The following is a 15,944-nucleotide window of genomic DNA, read 5'->3' as shown; positions in this document are numbered from 1 at the left end:
CGAGTCGCCAGGTCGCCCCACGGTCACCGAGGCGGGGACGTACCCCCGTATCAGGGAGCTCGTACGTGAGTCTTCTGAAGAGAGCCCGTTCCCGGATTTTCCTGGCCACCGGCGTGATCGCAGTGACAGCCCTCGCGATCTCCACGCCCGGATCCGCCCAGGCCGCGTCCTTCACCCCTCCCCCGGTCAACGCCGACTTCGACTACCAGATCAACGGCGGCTACACACCGCCCCCGGGTGTCACGGTGGTCAGCCGTGACTGGAAGGACTCCCCGGCGCAGGGTCTGTACAACATCTGCTACGTCAACGCCTTCCAGACCCAGAAGATCGGCGAAGTGGACGGTCCCGCGGACTGGGACCAGAACTTGCTGCTCAAGGATGCCAACGGCGAGACCGTGATCGACGAAGCGTGGCGGGAGGCGATCCTCGACATCACCACCGACGCCAAGCGCCAGGCCATCGCGAACAAGATCAACGGCCAGATCGACACCTGTGCCAGCAAGGGGTTCAACGCCCTGGAACTGGACAACTTCGACACGTACTCGCGGGATGTCGTCGCCGGCAAGATCACCGAAGACGACGCCCAGGCGTTCATGCGACTCCTGTCCTCCTACGGTCACAGCAAGGGCCTGGCCGTCGGACAGAAGAACACGGTGGAGCTCGCTCCGAACCGCGTCGCCAACGGCCTGGACTTCGCCGTCGCGGAGGAGTGCGGCGACCCCAGCTGGAACGAGTGCGGCAAGTACATCTCCGCGTTCGGCAACAACGTCATCATGATCGAGTACACCGACGCGGGCATGGCGAACGCCTGTCAGTACGCTGACCGGGTCAGCGTGGTACAGCGTGACGTCGCTGTCCTGAAGCCGGGCGAGACGGACGAGGACGGAAACACCTACGTCCGCAAGACCTGCTAGTACCGCCACCTGCGGGGCGGGCGCCGGTCCGCCTCGCACCCCCCGGACGGGTCCCGTCCGTGGCGCCACGGTGGCAAGCACCCCCCCGGCCCCACCGGGGCGCCCCGTACGGGTTTCCCCCCGTTCCTCGCCCTTCCCCCTGCACGACTCCGCGGCCGACGGCGACCGCTCCCAGGAGGCAGCCGTCCCGGCCCCCTCCCTGACCACCTGGAGGTAAACATGGCCCACCGTTCGGACAACGGTCCCTCGCGCCGCGGTGTGCTGAGCGGCGGCGGGGCGATAGCCCTCGCCGCGATGACCGGTACGACGGTGTCCGCGTGCGGCGGCGAAGACGGAACCTCCCCCGACGGCAGCGTCCGCATCGAGATGTGGCACGGACAGGCGGACACCGCGCTGAAGACGCTCAAGGCCCTGGTGGCGGACTTCCACCGGGCGCACCCCAAGATCCGGGTGAACCTCGGCGGAGGTGTGATCGCCGATGCCATGCTCCAGAAGGTGACCGCCGGTCTCGCCTCCGGCTCCGCCCCCGACATCGCCTACATCTTCGGGTCGGACCTGGCCAGCGTGGCGCGCTCCCCCAAGCTGGCCGACCTCACGGACTTCGTCGAATCGGGTCCTGTGCCGTGGAAGCGGTACTGGCCCGCCGCCCGGGACGCCGTCACGGTCGACGGCAAGGTGCGTGCCGCTCCGGCGCTGCTGGACTCGCTGGCGGTGGTCTGCAACAAGAAGGTGTTCCGCGAGGCGGGAGTGGCCCTGCCGAAGCCGGGCTGGAGCTGGCAGGAGTACGTGGACACGGCGAAGCGGCTGACCGATGGGGGCAAGAACGTGTTCGGGACGGGGTGGCCCGGTGCGGGCGACGAGGACACCGTGTGGCGCATGTGGCCGATGATCTGGGACCTGGGCGGAGAGGTCATCGCCAAGGACGGACGGCGGATCGGGTTCGCCGGGGAGCCCGGGCGACGGGCCCTGGAGGTCGTACAGGCGCTGGTGGCGGACAAGAGCTGCTACGTCGACCCCAAGCCCGGCGGTGAGCAGATGTACCAGGTGTTCGCGGGGGGACGCCTGGGCATGGTGACGACCGGCCCATGGCAACTGCCGGACATCCGGCAGGCCGGTATCGACTACCACGTGGTCCCCCTGCCGGGGTTCAACGGAAAGTCGGTCACGATATCGGGCCCCGATACCTGGGCGGTCTTCGACAACGGACCGGCGCGGATGAAGGCCGCCCGTACCCTCATCGGCTGGCTGAACCGGCCCGCGCAGGACGTGCGCTGGGCGGTCAAGGCGGGGAGTCTGCCGCTGAGCCGCCCGACGGAGAGCCTGGAGCAGTGGCGGACGCACACGCGCGAGGTGCCCGGACTCTCCGTGTTCACCGATGTCGTGGCCACCGCGCGGGTGCGGCCGGTGAACCCGGCGTATCCAAAGATCTCGGAGGCGTTCGCCGAGGCGGTCACCTCGGTGCTGCTCGGCAAGAGCAGTCCGTCCGCCGCCCTGCGTGGTTGTGCCTCCCGGGCCAACGCGGCCCTCGCCTCGGGCCGTTGAGGGACACCATGCCACGACCCACCCCCCTGACCATCGCCCCGGACGTCCGCAGGGCCCCGTCCCCGCACCGCCGTAGGCGCCGCGAGTCGGCCGCGGCCTGGGCCTTCGTCTCCCCCTCCGTCCTGGTCATCCTCGGGCTGAGCATCGTGCCCGTGCTGTGGTCGCTGATGCTGTCCTTCCAGTCCTCGGATCTGCTCACCCCCAGCCGCTGGGTCGGACTGGAGAACTACCGGCAGCTCGCGGACGACCCCCAGTTCGCTCAGGCCGTACGCAACACCCTGCTCTACACCGCGCTGTACGTCCCGCTGAGCATCGTCCTCGGGCTGACGCTGGCGCTCGTCCTCAACCGGCGCATGACGTTCACCGGCCTGTACCGCACCCTCATCTTCGTACCGTTCGTCATCTCCGCGACCTCGCAGGGCGTGCTCTTCTCCTTCATCCTCGACCCGGAGTTCGGGGCGGCCAACTCCCTGCTGCACCGGATCGGTATCGGCTCGCAGGGCTTCTTCGCCGATCCCGGGCAGGCGCTCTTCGCCCTGGTGGCCGTGTCGGTGTGGAGTGGTACGGGATTCTGCGTCGTCATCTACCTCGCCGCCCTCCAAGACGTGCCGAAGGAGCTGACGGAGGCGGCCACCCTCGACGGCGCGGCCGGGCGGCAAGTGCTGCGCCACGTCACCCTGCCCACCCTCACACCGGTGAGTGTGTTTCTGGTGCTGTGGCAGACCATCAACGCCCTCCAGGTCTTCGACCTGGTGTACGTGACCACCAAGGGCGGTCCGCTCGGCTCGACCACCGTGATCGTCTACTTCATCTGGGAGCAGGCGTTCAAGAACTTCACCGCCGGATACGGCGCGGCGGCCGCGTATGTCCTCGCCGTGGGCCTGCTGCTGGTCACGGTCGGTCTGCGGCTGGTGCGGCGGCGCAATGGAATCCGTCAGATGAAGGGAGCCAGGACATGACGCTCCTGTCCGCGGTCCGCAAGCCCGCCACCGGGCGCCGCACCGGCGACAGCGGCCGCTCCGCGTCGGCCACCGCGCGCCGCCGGGGCCGTCCGCGGCTGCCCTTCGACGCCTGGCATCTGCTGCTCGCCCCGCTGGCACTGCTGTTCGCCGCCCCTCTGATCTGGCTGGTTCTCAGCTCCGTGATGAGCAACGCGGAGATCAACCGGTTTCCACCGGCGCTGTGGCCCGCGGAGATCGATCCGGGCGGGTACCGCTTCGTCCTCAGCAACGCGATGTTCCCGCGCTGGTTCGCCAACTCGCTGATCGTGTCGGCGGTGGCCGTCGCCTCCAATCTCGTTCTCGGAACGCTCGGTGGCTACGCCTTCGCCCGGATGCGGTTCGGTGGGTCGCGGGTGCTGATGGGCCTGATGCTGGCGACCATGATCATCCCGTTTCAGCTGACGATGATCCCCACCTTCCTCGTCATGAAGGAGCTGGGGCTCATCGACACCCTCGGGGCCCTCATCGTCCCGTCCCTGGTGACGCCGTTCTCCGTGTTCCTGCTGCGCCAGTTCTTCCTGAGCCTCCCCCGGGAACTGGAGGAGGCGGCCTGGATCGACGGATGTTCACGGCTGGGGGTGCTGTTGCGGATCGTACTGCCGCTGTCCCGGCCCGCGCTGGCCACGGTGGCCGTGCTGACCTTCCTCAGCACCTGGAACGATCTGTCCTGGCCACTGATCGCGATCCATCATGAACCGCAGTACACCCTGCAACTGGGGCTGACGACCTTCCAGGGACAGCACAACGTCCAGTGGTCGGCGGTCATGGCGGGCAACGTCATCACGGTCCTTCCCGTACTGATCGCATTCCTCGCCGCACAGAAGACCTTCATCCGGTCCATCACCTCGACCGGACTCAAGGGCTGAAACGGCCACCACGCCACCGGCCCGTCCTGTCTCCTTCCTCGTTCCACTTCTCCAGGAAACCTCATGCCACGCAGCTTTGACCTGCTCGTCGTCGGGGACGCCAACCCGGATGTCATCATCGGCCCGCTCACCGCTCCGCTCGCCTTCGACCAGCGGGAACAACTGGCCGACCGCGGAACCATGACCCTCGGCGGCTCTGCCGCGATCGCCGCCTGCGGCGCGGCGCGCCTGGGTCTGCGGGTCGCCTTCGCGGGCCGGGTGGGCGACGACGACGCGGGACACTACGTCCGTGACCGGCTCGCCGCACGCGGGGTCGACGTCGACGCGCTCCAGATCGACGGCGGCCTGCCGACACCGCTCACCGTGAGCGTCACCCGGCACGACGACCGCGCCATCGTCACCGCACCGGGCACGCTGCCCGCCGTGTCGGAGGCCGATGTCCCCGAACGGCTGCTGGCGTCGGCCCGCCATGTCCACGCGGCCTCGTTCTTCCTGATGCCGCAGCTGGCGGCCGGGCTTCCCGGGCTGTTCCGTACCGCCCGCGAGGCCGGTGCCACCACCTCCCTCGACACCAATGACGACCCCTCCGGCCGATGGGACCGGTCCACGCTCGCCGGTGTCCTGGAACAGACCGACGTACTGCTGCCCAACGCGTACGAGGCATGCCGTCTGGCCGGTACGACCATCGGTGCCGAGCACGTGGCGGAGGCCGCGCGGGCCCTGGCGGGGCGGGGACGGTTGGTCGTGGTGAAGAACGGCGCCTCCGGCGCGCTCTGCCACGACGGCACGGTACTGCACACCACCGCCGGAATCCGCGTGGAGCCGTACGACACCGTGGGCGCCGGCGACAGTTTCGACGCCGGGTTCCTCAGCGCGTGGCTCAACGGCCACCCACCAGCCAGTGCGCTCGGCGTCGCCGCCGTGTGCGGTGCCCTGTCCACCCGTCGTCCCGGCGGCACCGACGCCCAGCCCACCTGGGACGAAGCACTGGCCCACCTCACGACCCCTGGAGCCGACGCATCATGATCATTCCCAAGGTTGTTCTCGTCGGCGCCGGAAGTGTCGTCTTCACCCAGGGTCTGCTGGCGGACCTGTTCACCTTCCCGGAGCTGCGCACCGCGCACATCGCCCTGCACGACATCGACCCCGAACGCCTGGCGACCGCCGAGGCGGCCACCCGGTACATCGCCGGACAGCGCGGGGCCGCACCGAAGGTCACCGCCCACGCGGACCGTCGCGCCGCGCTGGCGGACGCCGACTTCGTCATCAACCTCGTCCAGATCGGCATGGTCGAGGCCACCCGGACCGACTTCGAGGTACCGGCCCGCTACGGGCTCCGGCAGACCATCGGCGACACCCTCGGCATCGGGGGCATCTTCCGCGCCCTGCGCACGTTCCCGTTCCTGAAGGCGCTCGGCGAGGACATCGCGGCGGTGTGCCCCGGTGCCTGGCTGCTCAACTACACCAACCCCATGGCCATGAACGTCCAGTACCTCACCGAGGCCACCGGACTGCGCCGGGTGGTCGGCCTGTGTCATTCGGTCCACTGGACGGTGCACGACCTGTGCCGTCTGGTGAACGCCCCCGTCGATGAGGTCAACTTCCTCGCGGGCGGTGTCAACCACCAGGCGTGGGTGCTGCGGTTCGAGCACGACGGCGAGGACCTGTACCGGCGGCTGGACGCCCTGATCGCCGACGATCCGGAACTCCGCCGCCGGGTCCGCGTCGACATCTACCGGCGGCTGGGTTTCTACCCGACCGAGACCAGCGAGCACTCTTCCGAGTACCTGCCCTGGTATCTGCGCCACCGCAGCGAGATCGAACGGCTGCGGCTCCCCGTCGGCGCCTATCTCGACATCGTGGACGAGAACCTGGTCGCGTACGAGAAGACCCGCGACGCGCTCGCCGCCGGTACGGGGATGCCCGTCGAGGGAACCATGGAGTACGCGCCGCAGATCATCCACAGCATCACCACCGGCACGCCCCGGACGGTGTACGGCAATGTGCCGAACCGGGGGCTGATCGAGAACCTGCCCGCACACGGGATCGTCGAGGTGCCGTGTCTGGTCGACGGCTCCGGTGTGCAGCCGACCCGTATCGGCCCACTGCCTCCCCAACTCGCCGCGCTCAACCGCGCCTACCTCAGCATGAACGACCTCGTGGTGCGGGCGGCGCTGGAGGACGAGCCACGGCACATCCGGCACGCCGCCATGGTCGACCCCGCCACCTCCGCCGCCCTGCGCGTCGAGCAGATCTGGGAGCTGTGCGACGACATGGTGCGGGCCCACGCCGACCGGCTCGAGCCCGCCCTGCGCGCCACGCTCGGCACCTGATCCGCCACCCGACACCGCACATCCCGTACCCACTCAGGAGTACCCATGTCCCACACCTCCGAGGAGATCGCCTCCCAGCCCGGCTGCTGGGAGCGCGCGATCAGCGAACTCCCCTCCTACGAGAAGGCGTTGCCCGCCCCCGGTGAACGCGTCGCGGTCATCGGCTGCGGCACGTCGCTGTTCATGGCGCGGAGCTACGCGGCACTGCGCGAGGGCGAGCGGCACGGCATCACCGACGCCTACCCCGCGTCGGAGCACAAGGTGGACCGATGCTACGACCGGGTCCTGGCACTGACCCGTTCCGGAACGACCACCGAAGTCCTCACCGCACTGGGCTCGGCCGCGTCATCGGCCAGGATCACCGTGGTGACGGCCGTCGCCGACTCCCCCGCGGCGGCCCTGGCCGACGATGTCATCTGCCTCGATCACGCCGATGAGCGATCCGTGGTGCAGACGCGTTTCCCCACCACCGTGCTGACGCTGCTCCGCGCACATCTGGGGCTCTCCACTTCGGCCGCCCTCGCCGACATCGGCACGGCACTCGCCCTCCCGCTGCCGCACGGGCTCACCACCGCCGGACAGATCACCTTCCTCGGCTCCGGGTGGACCGTCGGCCTGGCCGACGAGGCGGCGCTGAAGGTGCGGGAGGCGGCGGGCCACTGGACGGAGTCCTACGCGGCGATGGAGTACCGGCATGGCCCCATCGCGGTGGCCCGCGCCGGACGAGCGGTCTGGAGCCTGGACCCCGTGGACCCGTCGCTGGGCGAACAGATCGGCGCCACCGGAGCGGCCCTGCGGCAGCCGACGCTGGACCCGCTGGCCGAACTGGTGCTGGCCCAGCGCCTGGCCGTCCGGCTGGCCGAGGACGCCGGCCGTGACCCGGACCGCCCCGCCCACCTCAGCCGCTCCGTCATCCTCGACACCGCCGTCTGACCTCCAGGACCAGGACATCCCATGCCGCTCGTCCCCACCCATGAGGTGCTCACCGCAACACCGCTGGCCGCGGGAGCCTTCAACGTCGTCCTCCTCGAACAGCTGGAGGCCGTCCTCACCGGCGCCACCCGGGCCGGGCTGCCGGTCATCGTGCAGATCAGCGAGAACGCCACGGCCTACCGCGGTTCCCTGGCCCCGCTGGCCGCCGCGGCCCGGACCGCGATCGAGGCCACCGCGGTGCCGGTGGCGCTCCATCTCGACCACGCCACCCGCCCCCGCCTCATCGAGGAAGCCGTCGTGTGCGGATTCACCTCGGTGATGTACGACGGCGCGCACCTGCCGTGGGAGGAGAACGTCACCCGCACCCGGGAGCTGACCGCGTGGTGCCACCGCCACGGTGTGTTCGTGGAGGCCGAGTTGGGCGAAGTCGGGGGCAAGGACGGCGCCCATGCCCCCGGTGTGCGGACCGACCCGGAACAGGCCGCGCGATTCGTCGCGGAGACTGGCGTCGACGCCCTGGCCGTGGCCGTCGGTACGTCCCACCAGATGACCGAGCGGACCGCCGCGGTCGACCTGGACCTCGTGCGCGCGCTGCGGGCGGCGGTGTCCGTACCGCTGGTGCTCCACGGTTCCTCCGGCGCGGACGACACCACCTTGACGGCGGTGGTGCAGGCCGGAATGAGCAAGGTCAACATGTCCACCTTCCTCAATACGGTCTTCACCGGCGGGGTCCGCGAGGCATTGGCCACCGCTCCGGGGACAGTCGATCCCCGGAGCTATCTGCGGCCCGCCCGCGAGGCGATGGCGGATCAGGTGGCCCGGCTGCTGACGCTCCTCAACACCCCGGAGCCGGTGGTTTCATCCGCCACGGCCATGCCCGCCTGAGCTGACTTTCAGCCGCAGCGACGGCCGGAGTTGATGCACTTGACGGCCTTCTTCATGAGCTTCTTCGGCATGGCGTTGATGAAGTCGCCGTGATCGGTGATGGGCTTGTGCAGCGACTCGGGAAAGCTGTCGATGGCGAACGCGGTCGAACCGGCGAGACCGTTGTAGGTGACGCGCTGGACGAGTTGCGGAATCGGCCGGAAACCCGCCGGGCACACACCGCGCTGGTCGGCGAAGGCGACGTGTGAGCGGTGGTTGGCGCTGTCGGTGTTCTTGCCGTCCCAGCAGTTCTGGAACTTGGACACTCGCATCAGCTTGCTGCCCTGCGGGCAGACGGGGTACTTGTCGCGCAGCTCGACCTTGTTCTCGAATCCGGTGCAGGTGAAACGGGCGTTCGCGTTGGCGCCGCCGTTGGCGTTGGCCTTGGCGTCACCGGTGATGATGCGCAGGAATCGCGGCATGGCGGTCACCTTGGAGTTCGGGTTGCCGATGAACTCCAGTGAGACACGGACCGGGGTGAGGATCTTGCCGGTGTTCCCCTCGGCACCGCCGCCCTGCTTGTCGGCGTCCGACTCCTGGACGCCGTCGCGGTCCCGCAGCACCGGCCAGTAGTAGGTGGACCGGTCCCCGTTGGTGCAGGTGGTCCGGGACGCCGCCAGGGCGTCGTCATCGGTGAAGGCGTCGACACCGACGGCACCGACGTAATCGTGGGTGTGATGTGCGCCGTTGCTGACGCCCGGGGCCACGATGACGTTGTCCGAGTTGAACCGGCCCGCCTTGTTGACACCGCACCGGGTACGGAACGCGCCCTTGGACGCCGCTCCGCCGTTGCGCACCGGCTGCACGTTGGGCTGGGCCCTCGTGATGTCGACGAAGTCCTCGGGCGCGGGCCCGCCGGAGGGTTGCGGTGTGCCCGTGGCGGGCGGTTGCTGGGGGCTCTGCTGCCCGTTCCCGCCCGGTGTTTTCGTGGCTGCCCCGGTACCGGCGGCCGTACAGGTCGCGAGGCTCTGGAGATCCTTCGGGCGCTCGGCGCCCGCCCGTTCGACCGCTATCTCGATCCGCTCCAGAATGGCCGCCCTCTTGGACCGCAGGGGATCCAGCACGGTACGGGAGGACACGCCCTGCTCGGAGGAGAGCCTGGTGTCCGCTGCCTCCATATCGCGTTTCATCAACTCGAGGTTTCGCTGTACCTCGGCGGACGCCGGCTGGGGGACATCGCCCAGCCGGTCCTCCACACCGGGACAGACCACACCACCGGCGCTGGGTTCACTGGAGTCGCTGGCGTTGGCACCCACGTTGATGGCCACCAGCCCTCCGCCACCGAGCACCAGCCCCGCCACCCCGAACAGGGCCTTGCGCCGTGTGCCGTTCACTTTGTGTCGCTGCCTCATGGAGTGCTCACTTCCCGCAGAATCCGACCAGGCTCCGTACGAACGCCGTACGCAACCCCGTTGGCACCAGAGTCTGGCAACACTCAGGCGGTGAAACGGTCGTGTCACCGGTGTGTGTCACAGACTCGTAAGACGTGGCGGCCGGGAGAAGCATATGAGCCGCCCACTACCGGCCGGACCTGGGGTTTTTCCCTAGGTCACCCCTATCCCGGTGCATCGTGTACTGCTGTACCCGAGCCCGTCGCACCTCCGGCCGGGGCCACCCCGGGAGCCATCGCACACCACACCGTTCATTCCTCACAGGAAAAGCGCGGAGAACAGGGACCGAGAATGCTGAAGACCATCGCACGCCACACGGTGGTGGGCGCGTCCGCCGTCTCACTGGCCATACTCACGGCTGCCTGCGGCACGGAGGAAACCTCCGGGCCCCAGGGCAAGAGCGGCTCCAGTGACGCGTCTCCCTCACCGGCACCGACCCGATCCGGTGTCGAGAAACTGCCCGCGAAGACCGTGCTGGCCAAGGCCAGGCGCGCGCTCCAGGACGCGGAATCGTTCCGGATGCGGGAGACGACATCCGAGCTGGGGTGGAGGTCGAATGTGATGATCGACATGTCCGGCGACTGCACCGGTACCGCGCGAGAGGGTGGAGAGCGGCAGAACGGACAGGTTGTTGACCGCGGAGACCTGAGCGAGACGATCAAACGGGGTGACATGGCATGGGTGAAGGCCGACCCCGGTCTGTGGGCCCTGGAGATGCCCGTGGGCCCCCAGCTGGCCGAGAAGCTCAAGGGCAAGTACGGCTATGCCAGGGCGTTCGATCTGAACACCCGGCTCGGAGGGTGCAGCAACGCCGAGAAAGTGCTCCGGGAGTCCCATGACGCCTGGGACGGCGAGGGGGCCACCAAGGGCTCAGTGGTCAAGATCGGCGGCCGGAAGGCGATCCCCGTGACGACCAATGGCTTCCGCAAGGTCACCGTCTATGTCGCCATGGAGGGCAAACCGTTGCCCCTGAGGATCCGGAACTCCGAGGACAGGCCCTGGCCGACTACCTGGAACTTCAGCGAGTTCGGCAAGCCCCTGCCCACTCGCACTCCCACCAAGGCCGAGACCGTGGACCTCAGGAAGGCATACGAGAAGTCCTGGGAGAACACCAGCTGAGACCGTGGGCACGACCCCCGGCCGGAGCCGGGGGACCGTGGGCCCGGTACGGCAAGGAACTCGGTGACGGCCATGTACGTTGCCGGGATGACACGTGACGGCACGTGTCCGGTGGTGAACGACAAGCGAAGCCGAGGTGGCAGCAGTGGCGATGTGGGACCGGCTCAAGGACCAGGCCAAGAACCTCCAGCAGCAGCGGAGCGGCCAGGGGTCGGGCGGCTCCGGGGTACCCGGGCGCTCCGGCTCGCGCGGCGGGTCCAAGGCCCAGCTCGTGGGCGTGCTCAAGACACAGCTCTCCTCACTCAAGACCGAGCTGAAGAGCGGTGCCTACCGGGACGCCAGCATGGCCGTGTGCGCCCTGGTGGCCGCGGCCGACGGACACGTCGACCCCGCGGAGCGACAGCACGTCGAATCGCTGATCCTGTCCAACGACGTCCTTCAGAACTTCCCGCCCGACCAGCTGCGCACCCGGTTCAACAAGCACGTCGACCTGATGATGAGCGACTTCGCCCGGGGCAGGACGGAGGCGCTCCAGGAGGTGGCGAAGGCGGCCAAGAAGCCCGCCGAGGCCAGAGCCGTGGTGCAGACCGGCATCGTGGTGGCGGGCGCGGACGGCTATGTGGCGCCCGCCGAGGAGCAGATTCTGCGGGAGGTGTGCGCCACGCTGGGGCTGTCCTCGGCGGAGTTCGGCATCTGACACCCGGCCCCGGACCCGTCGGCCCCGGGCCGCGCCCGCGGGGGACGGCGGGCACCGCCCTACGGGCGGCCGGGGTCAGCCGTCCTGCCCACCGAAGAGGTAGAGGTTGGCGATGTCGATCATGGACGGGCAGCTCCAGTCGGGATAGCGCTCCATGATCGCCTTTTTGTACGCCTCTCCGTCGTCGCCGAGGAGTTCCCGGGCATCGGTCAGGTACCGCGCCATCTCCGCGAACACCTCGCGGCTCGCGGGCAGACCGTGACCCGGCAGGACGAGGTCGTAGGAGGGGTCGGCGGACAGTGTCTCCAGCGCCCGCTGCCAGCCGGCGATGTCGTTCTGCGCCAGGAACAGATGGGCACGGTGGTAGACGAGGTCCTGCGCGATCAGTGTGTGCTGTTCGGGCAGGCGGATGACCAGCTGGTCGGGGGCCTCGCCGCCGGAGTATGCCTCGAAGACGAACGGAATCCCGTCGATGACCTCGGTGCCCGGGTTGATGACCACGCTCGGGATCATGTGGGCGACGGGGATGGCCGTGCCGGAGGGGTCCTGGCCGTCGCCCTGGGCGGCGATCTGCTCCCGGACCACGGCGAGGGCGTGAACGGGGGCGCGGAACCGCCCGGCACCCTGAATGTGGTCGGGGTGGGAGTGCGTCAGGATGACACGGTCGAGGGGTTTGTTCAGCCCGGTCGCGTACGCCACGACCTCGTCCGCGTCCGCCAGCGCGTACTGGGCGTCCACCGCGATGAGACGGTCCGGGGTCTCGATGAGCTGGGTGGTCGCGTGCAGCCGGTCGTCCGGGGCCATGTAGCTGTGGATCCGGACCGCTTTCCTGTCGACGACGGTGATCCTGCCGTTCACACCCTGCTCCTCTGCCCATCGGCCCGGCGGCCACTCGGCCCGCCCTCGCGTTCTTTACGATCACAGCGAACGGGCCTGCGGACGAGATGAGTTGAGGACCCACGATGGTCAGTAACGGACATCTGCCGATTCCGCGGTACGGCTTCCATCCCCCCGACACCTCGGTCCCGGGGTTCGAGGCCACGGATCTGGCCACGTTACGCCGCAGGGTCCCCGGCGCGATGCTGGCACGGGTGCACCGGGCCGACTTCCACGCGCTCACTCTCATCACCACCGGTAGTGGCAGCCACACCATCGACTTCACGGCCCACTCCTGCTCCCCCGGCACCCTGCTGTGGACCCGCCCGGGACAGGTGCAGCGGTTCGACCCGGCCGACGGCCTTGGCGGGCCGTATCTGATGTTCACCGCCGCGTTCCCCCCGGCGTTCAGTGCCGCCGACCGCCTGCTCACCGATGGATTCGGCCCCACCCGCTGGCAGTTGGGCACCTGTGGCGACCGTACGGAGCTGGCCGGCGCGTTCGGTCGGCTCACCACCGAATACCGCCGCGGGCCGGGGGCCGTCTGTGCCGAGATCCTGCAACTCCTCCTCGCCGCCCTGCTGTTGCACATCGACCGGCTCCCGCGACCGGACGCCACCGTCCCGGGAAGCGCCGCCCACCGGCTGTACGCCCGCTTCCGTGTCGAGCTGGAACGCTCCTACGGGCGCACACGCCGCGCCGACGACTACGCGCGGGCACTGGGCTGCACCGTCCGGACCCTGACGCGTGCCTGCGCGGAAGCGTGCGGGCAATCGGCGAAGCAGATCATCGACGCGCGGGTGGCCCTCCAGGCGAAGCGGCTGCTCGCCCACACCGACGCACCTGTCGCCGCCATCTCCCGCCAGCTCGGGTTCTCCGAGCCGACCAACTTCGGCAAATTCTTCGTCCGCCAGGCCGGCCTCACGCCCGGCGATTTCCGTCATGGCCAGCGGACCGAGATATGAGACGGGAATACAGAAAGGCGCCGCCCCCATGCCGCCCCGCGCCGGGAAGAGCGTATCGCTCTCCCCGGCACGGGCCCCTCGGATGACGCGGGTGATTACTTCACAGGCGCCGCGCCCACGGCACCTCGCTCGATACCCCGATCCACCTTCGTTCCAGCACAGACCTTCATGGCGACCGGCTTGACAACCTTCGTGGCACGGGGCTTCATAGCCTTCGCGTTACCAGGCTTGAGAACCGTCACGGTAGCGGGCTCGAGAACCTTCGTGGTACCGGGCTTCAGAGCCACGACCTTTCCGGCTCGCGTGACCGTTCCGGCATGTGCGGCGCAGGTGGCAGCGGTGTGCGAGGTGCCGGTGGCGGGCTTGGCCTGGCTACTGGTGGTCTTGGACTTCTGCGCGCCGGTGTTCTCCGCGGCCTGGGCGGAACCGGCCGCGAAAACTCCTCCCACCAGCACGGCGGCGGTAAGGAAACCAGGAACCATCATCTTCTTCATCAGTAATCTCCCGGAGGGTCGTTGTGGTGCGGAGCGGTTCAGCGCCGCTTCCATGGCTGAATGCAACCGAGCCAATCTGAAGGGCCGTTGAAGAGCGTCTGTGAGAACCATGAGAAACGGCACTTCAGGAGCACCACGAGGCGGGCCCGCATTCTCGCGACGCACATACCTCATAAACACAGGACCCCGGTGATTTCCCCCTGGGGAATATGCCTTGCCTCAAGCTGCAAAGACCCGCCTGCCGGCCGGAGCGACCCACAACGCCGGGGTCCGCGGGGCACACATCTTGAAGTCTCAAGAACTTCTTGGGTAGCGTCCTCACACCCCGGCCACTTGCCGCACCACGGCCGATCCCCCGCCAGGCTCACCCTCGGAGGGCTGTTTGTCATGCGCTCATCCGGCGTGTACACAGCTGCACCACCCCCCACCGTGCTGATGGACGATCAGGCGCTGACCGCGTTCCTGGCCGAAGCCAGCACCGCGTACGACCGCATCACCCCTCAGGAACCGCTGCCCTGCTTCGCCCTTCTCGTGGGCACCGCGGACGACGGCGTCATACACGTCGAACGCCTCGCCTTCGCCGCCAACGCCCGTGTCCACGACCCCGCCGCACGTCGTGAGTTCGCCGAGTCGATCGTCCCGACGTACGGGTCCATGTACGAGAACGAATCCCGCGGCTGGTGGGTCGACTCCCGCGACCTGCTGCGCGCCTCCCGTGAGGCGGAGGCCGAGGGGCTGGAGCTCCTGGGCTCGATCCATATGCATCCCGACTGGCACCGGATCGGCCCCCCACAGGACCACTCGATGATCCTGAGCGAACATCCCACGCCGATGGACGACTACGTCTTCGCGTCGACGGCATGGCCGGTCAACATCATCTGCTATCTGGAACGCCGCGGCGGAGCGCTCTACCACGCCCTCGCGGCATGGGCTCCGCCACCGCCCGGCCACATCGGTGCCGGATGTGATGAACTCCCGTTACGCGTCCGGGCCGTTCCCGGCGATCCCCGGGCCCTCGAGGAAGAGGCGGTGGTGTGCTGATGGCATTTCCCGACGAGCGCATCACCGCGCTGTGGCAGGCCATGGCCGAATGCTGGGCGCGCGGCGACGCCCCCGGCTTCGCGGCGAACTTCTCCGAAGACTGTGACTTCACCACCGTCAGGGGCGACAAGCCGCCGGGACGGGCCGGGATCGCCGATGGACACGCGGCGCTGTTCCGCGGTGCGTACCGCGGGTCGACCCTCACCGCCCACGTACGGCAGATCCGTTATCCGCACCCGGACATCGCCACGGTGAACGCCGAGTCGACGGTGACCGGGCCGGACGGTGTGCCGCTGGCGGACACCCATGCCCTCGCGGTGGTGCAGCGCGACGCCACCACCGGCCGGTGGGCCATCACCGCCTTCCACAACATGGTGCCGCTGCGCGGAAACCGCACATCGTGAACCCCCACACCGAGGAGAGCCCGCTTCCCATGAGCAAGCCCACACTCCGCCATCTGGCCATGGTCGCCCGTGACCCCGAGAAGCTCGCCACGTTCTACTCCGAGGTCTTCGACATGGAGGTCTTCCACCGGGACCCGGACGGCAGTTGCTTCCTCAGCGACGGATATCTGACGCTCGCGCTCATCGCCCATCGCCTCGACGGCGATGTACCGGTGGGGATGAACCACTTCGGATTCCAGGTCGACGACACCGATGTGATGGCCGAGCGGCTCCAGGCCGCCGGTGCGGATGCCCCCGCCGAGCGTCACACCAACCGTCCGTTCGCCGAGTACCGGGCCATGGACCCCGAGGGCAACTGGTTCGATCTGTCCGCCCACGGATATGGCGGGCCGCCGTCCCCCACGTCCTGACGGAGGAGCTGCCCGCACCCGGCCCGACGGCCCC

General features: G+C 68.9%; 17 protein-coding genes. 14 read left to right on the top strand and 3 right to left on the bottom strand.

The window, feature by feature from the left end:
* The first annotated feature begins 113 nt into the window (after nt 1-113).
* From AB0C66_RS18970 to AB0C66_RS18935, 8 genes are all read left to right on the top strand, one after another.
* Entirely contained in the window at nt 114-914 is an 801-nt protein-coding gene (locus AB0C66_RS18970; RefSeq protein WP_362439380.1) for an endo alpha-1,4 polygalactosaminidase, read from the top strand.
* Between the two features lie 219 nt (nt 915-1,133).
* A complete protein-coding gene (locus AB0C66_RS18965; protein WP_362439377.1) occupies nt 1,134-2,456 on the top strand; it encodes an ABC transporter substrate-binding protein in 1,323 nt (440 codons plus the stop codon).
* Between the two features lie 8 nt (nt 2,457-2,464).
* Nucleotides 2,465-3,415, top strand: a complete 951-nt coding sequence (locus AB0C66_RS18960) for a sugar ABC transporter permease (RefSeq protein WP_362439374.1) — start codon at nt 2,465-2,467, stop codon at nt 3,413-3,415.
* Complete coding sequence (locus AB0C66_RS18955) at nt 3,412-4,323, top strand: carbohydrate ABC transporter permease (RefSeq protein ID WP_362439371.1); 912 nt, start codon at nt 3,412-3,414, stop codon at nt 4,321-4,323. The genes AB0C66_RS18960 and AB0C66_RS18955 overlap by 4 nt, the downstream gene beginning before the upstream one ends.
* Nucleotides 4,324-4,386: 63 nt before the next feature.
* Nucleotides 4,387-5,349: a carbohydrate kinase family protein gene (locus AB0C66_RS18950; protein WP_362439368.1), complete on the top strand. Its 963-nt coding sequence runs from the start codon at nt 4,387-4,389 to the stop codon at nt 5,347-5,349.
* A complete protein-coding gene (locus AB0C66_RS18945) occupies nt 5,346-6,656 on the top strand; it encodes an alpha-glucosidase/alpha-galactosidase (protein ID WP_362439365.1) in 1,311 nt (436 codons plus the stop codon). The genes AB0C66_RS18950 and AB0C66_RS18945 overlap by 4 nt, the downstream gene beginning before the upstream one ends.
* A gap of 45 nt (nt 6,657-6,701) precedes the next feature.
* Nucleotides 6,702-7,589 (top strand): sugar isomerase, encoded by an 888-nt coding sequence (locus AB0C66_RS18940; protein WP_362439362.1) that lies wholly within the window; start codon nt 6,702-6,704, stop codon nt 7,587-7,589.
* A 21-nt stretch (nt 7,590-7,610) separates the two neighbouring features.
* The gene (locus tag AB0C66_RS18935) at nt 7,611-8,474 is read left to right on the top strand and encodes a class II fructose-bisphosphate aldolase (RefSeq protein WP_362439359.1); all 864 of its coding nucleotides are present in this window, start codon (nt 7,611-7,613) and stop codon (nt 8,472-8,474) included.
* Between the two features lie 8 nt (nt 8,475-8,482).
* Here the strand turns inward: AB0C66_RS18935 and AB0C66_RS18930 are convergent, their stop codons facing one another.
* Nucleotides 8,483-9,865, bottom strand: a complete 1,383-nt coding sequence (locus AB0C66_RS18930) for a DUF1996 domain-containing protein (RefSeq protein WP_362439356.1) — start codon at nt 9,863-9,865, stop codon at nt 8,483-8,485.
* Between the two features lie 330 nt (nt 9,866-10,195).
* Between AB0C66_RS18930 and AB0C66_RS18925 the strand changes: the two genes are divergently transcribed.
* Together AB0C66_RS18925 and AB0C66_RS18920 are read left to right on the top strand one after the other, a co-directional pair.
* Nucleotides 10,196-11,023, top strand: a complete 828-nt coding sequence (locus AB0C66_RS18925; protein ID WP_362439354.1) for a hypothetical protein — start codon at nt 10,196-10,198, stop codon at nt 11,021-11,023.
* A gap of 145 nt (nt 11,024-11,168) precedes the next feature.
* Nucleotides 11,169-11,720, top strand: a complete 552-nt coding sequence (locus AB0C66_RS18920) for a TerB family tellurite resistance protein (protein WP_362439351.1) — start codon at nt 11,169-11,171, stop codon at nt 11,718-11,720.
* A gap of 75 nt (nt 11,721-11,795) precedes the next feature.
* Here the strand turns inward: AB0C66_RS18920 and AB0C66_RS18915 are convergent, their stop codons facing one another.
* Nucleotides 11,796-12,578: an MBL fold metallo-hydrolase gene (locus AB0C66_RS18915; protein ID WP_362439348.1), complete on the bottom strand. Its 783-nt coding sequence runs from the start codon at nt 12,576-12,578 to the stop codon at nt 11,796-11,798.
* Between the two features lie 104 nt (nt 12,579-12,682).
* Here AB0C66_RS18915 and AB0C66_RS18910 point away from each other — a divergent pair, with 104 nt between their 5' ends.
* Nucleotides 12,683-13,561 carry an AraC family transcriptional regulator gene (locus AB0C66_RS18910; RefSeq protein ID WP_362439345.1) on the top strand — a complete coding sequence of 293 codons (879 nt, stop codon included), beginning with the start codon at nt 12,683-12,685 and terminating at the stop codon, nt 13,559-13,561.
* A 95-nt stretch (nt 13,562-13,656) separates the two neighbouring features.
* Here AB0C66_RS18910 and AB0C66_RS18905 read toward each other — a convergent pair whose 3' ends face one another.
* A complete protein-coding gene (locus tag AB0C66_RS18905; protein WP_362439342.1) occupies nt 13,657-14,055 on the bottom strand; it encodes a hypothetical protein in 399 nt (132 codons plus the stop codon).
* A gap of 435 nt (nt 14,056-14,490) precedes the next feature.
* Here AB0C66_RS18905 and AB0C66_RS18900 point away from each other — a divergent pair, with 435 nt between their 5' ends.
* The 3 genes from AB0C66_RS18900 to AB0C66_RS18890 are packed head-to-tail and all read left to right on the top strand — an operon-like array spanning nt 14,491 to nt 15,910.
* The gene (locus tag AB0C66_RS18900) at nt 14,491-15,096 is read left to right on the top strand and encodes a hypothetical protein (RefSeq protein ID WP_362439967.1); all 606 of its coding nucleotides are present in this window, start codon (nt 14,491-14,493) and stop codon (nt 15,094-15,096) included.
* Nucleotides 15,096-15,500, top strand: coding sequence for an SgcJ/EcaC family oxidoreductase (locus AB0C66_RS18895; protein ID WP_362439339.1), 405 nt, complete (start codon nt 15,096-15,098; stop codon nt 15,498-15,500). The genes AB0C66_RS18900 and AB0C66_RS18895 overlap by 1 nt, the downstream gene beginning before the upstream one ends.
* Before the next feature lie 29 nt (nt 15,501-15,529).
* Complete coding sequence (locus AB0C66_RS18890) at nt 15,530-15,910, top strand: VOC family protein (protein ID WP_362439336.1); 381 nt, start codon at nt 15,530-15,532, stop codon at nt 15,908-15,910.
* Nucleotides 15,911-15,944: the final 34 nt, after the last annotated feature.

The organism is Streptomyces sp. NPDC048636 (assembly GCF_040650655.1).
Classification (GTDB): domain Bacteria; phylum Actinomycetota; class Actinomycetes; order Streptomycetales; family Streptomycetaceae; genus Streptomyces.
Note: the sequence above shows the minus strand (reverse complement) of the source record. Positions and strands in the feature narration are given on the sequence as shown.

Excerpts from the sequence above, each read along its gene's own strand:
- AB0C66_RS18945 (WP_362439365.1), top strand. The coding sequence starts at position 5,346 with ATGATCATTCCCAAGGTTGTTCTCGTCGGCGCCGGAAGTGTCGTCTTC.
- AB0C66_RS18950 (WP_362439368.1), top strand. The coding sequence starts at position 4,387 with ATGCCACGCAGCTTTGACCTGCTCGTCGTCGGGGACGCCAACCCGGAT.
- AB0C66_RS18890 (WP_362439336.1), top strand. The coding sequence starts at position 15,530 with ATGAGCAAGCCCACACTCCGCCATCTGGCCATGGTCGCCCGTGACCCC.
- AB0C66_RS18955 (WP_362439371.1), top strand. The coding sequence starts at position 3,412 with ATGACGCTCCTGTCCGCGGTCCGCAAGCCCGCCACCGGGCGCCGCACC.
- AB0C66_RS18925 (WP_362439354.1), top strand. The coding sequence starts at position 10,196 with ATGCTGAAGACCATCGCACGCCACACGGTGGTGGGCGCGTCCGCCGTC.
- AB0C66_RS18965 (WP_362439377.1), top strand. The coding sequence starts at position 1,134 with ATGGCCCACCGTTCGGACAACGGTCCCTCGCGCCGCGGTGTGCTGAGC.
- AB0C66_RS18940 (WP_362439362.1), top strand. The coding sequence starts at position 6,702 with ATGTCCCACACCTCCGAGGAGATCGCCTCCCAGCCCGGCTGCTGGGAG.
- AB0C66_RS18935 (WP_362439359.1), top strand. The coding sequence starts at position 7,611 with ATGCCGCTCGTCCCCACCCATGAGGTGCTCACCGCAACACCGCTGGCC.
- AB0C66_RS18900 (WP_362439967.1), top strand. The coding sequence starts at position 14,491 with ATGGACGATCAGGCGCTGACCGCGTTCCTGGCCGAAGCCAGCACCGCG.
- AB0C66_RS18895 (WP_362439339.1), top strand. The coding sequence starts at position 15,096 with ATGGCATTTCCCGACGAGCGCATCACCGCGCTGTGGCAGGCCATGGCC.
- AB0C66_RS18930 (WP_362439356.1), bottom strand. The coding sequence starts at position 9,865 with ATGAGGCAGCGACACAAAGTGAACGGCACACGGCGCAAGGCCCTGTTC.
- AB0C66_RS18905 (WP_362439342.1), bottom strand. The coding sequence starts at position 14,055 with ATGAAGAAGATGATGGTTCCTGGTTTCCTTACCGCCGCCGTGCTGGTG.
- AB0C66_RS18910 (WP_362439345.1), top strand. The coding sequence starts at position 12,683 with ATGGTCAGTAACGGACATCTGCCGATTCCGCGGTACGGCTTCCATCCC.
- AB0C66_RS18960 (WP_362439374.1), top strand. The coding sequence starts at position 2,465 with ATGCCACGACCCACCCCCCTGACCATCGCCCCGGACGTCCGCAGGGCC.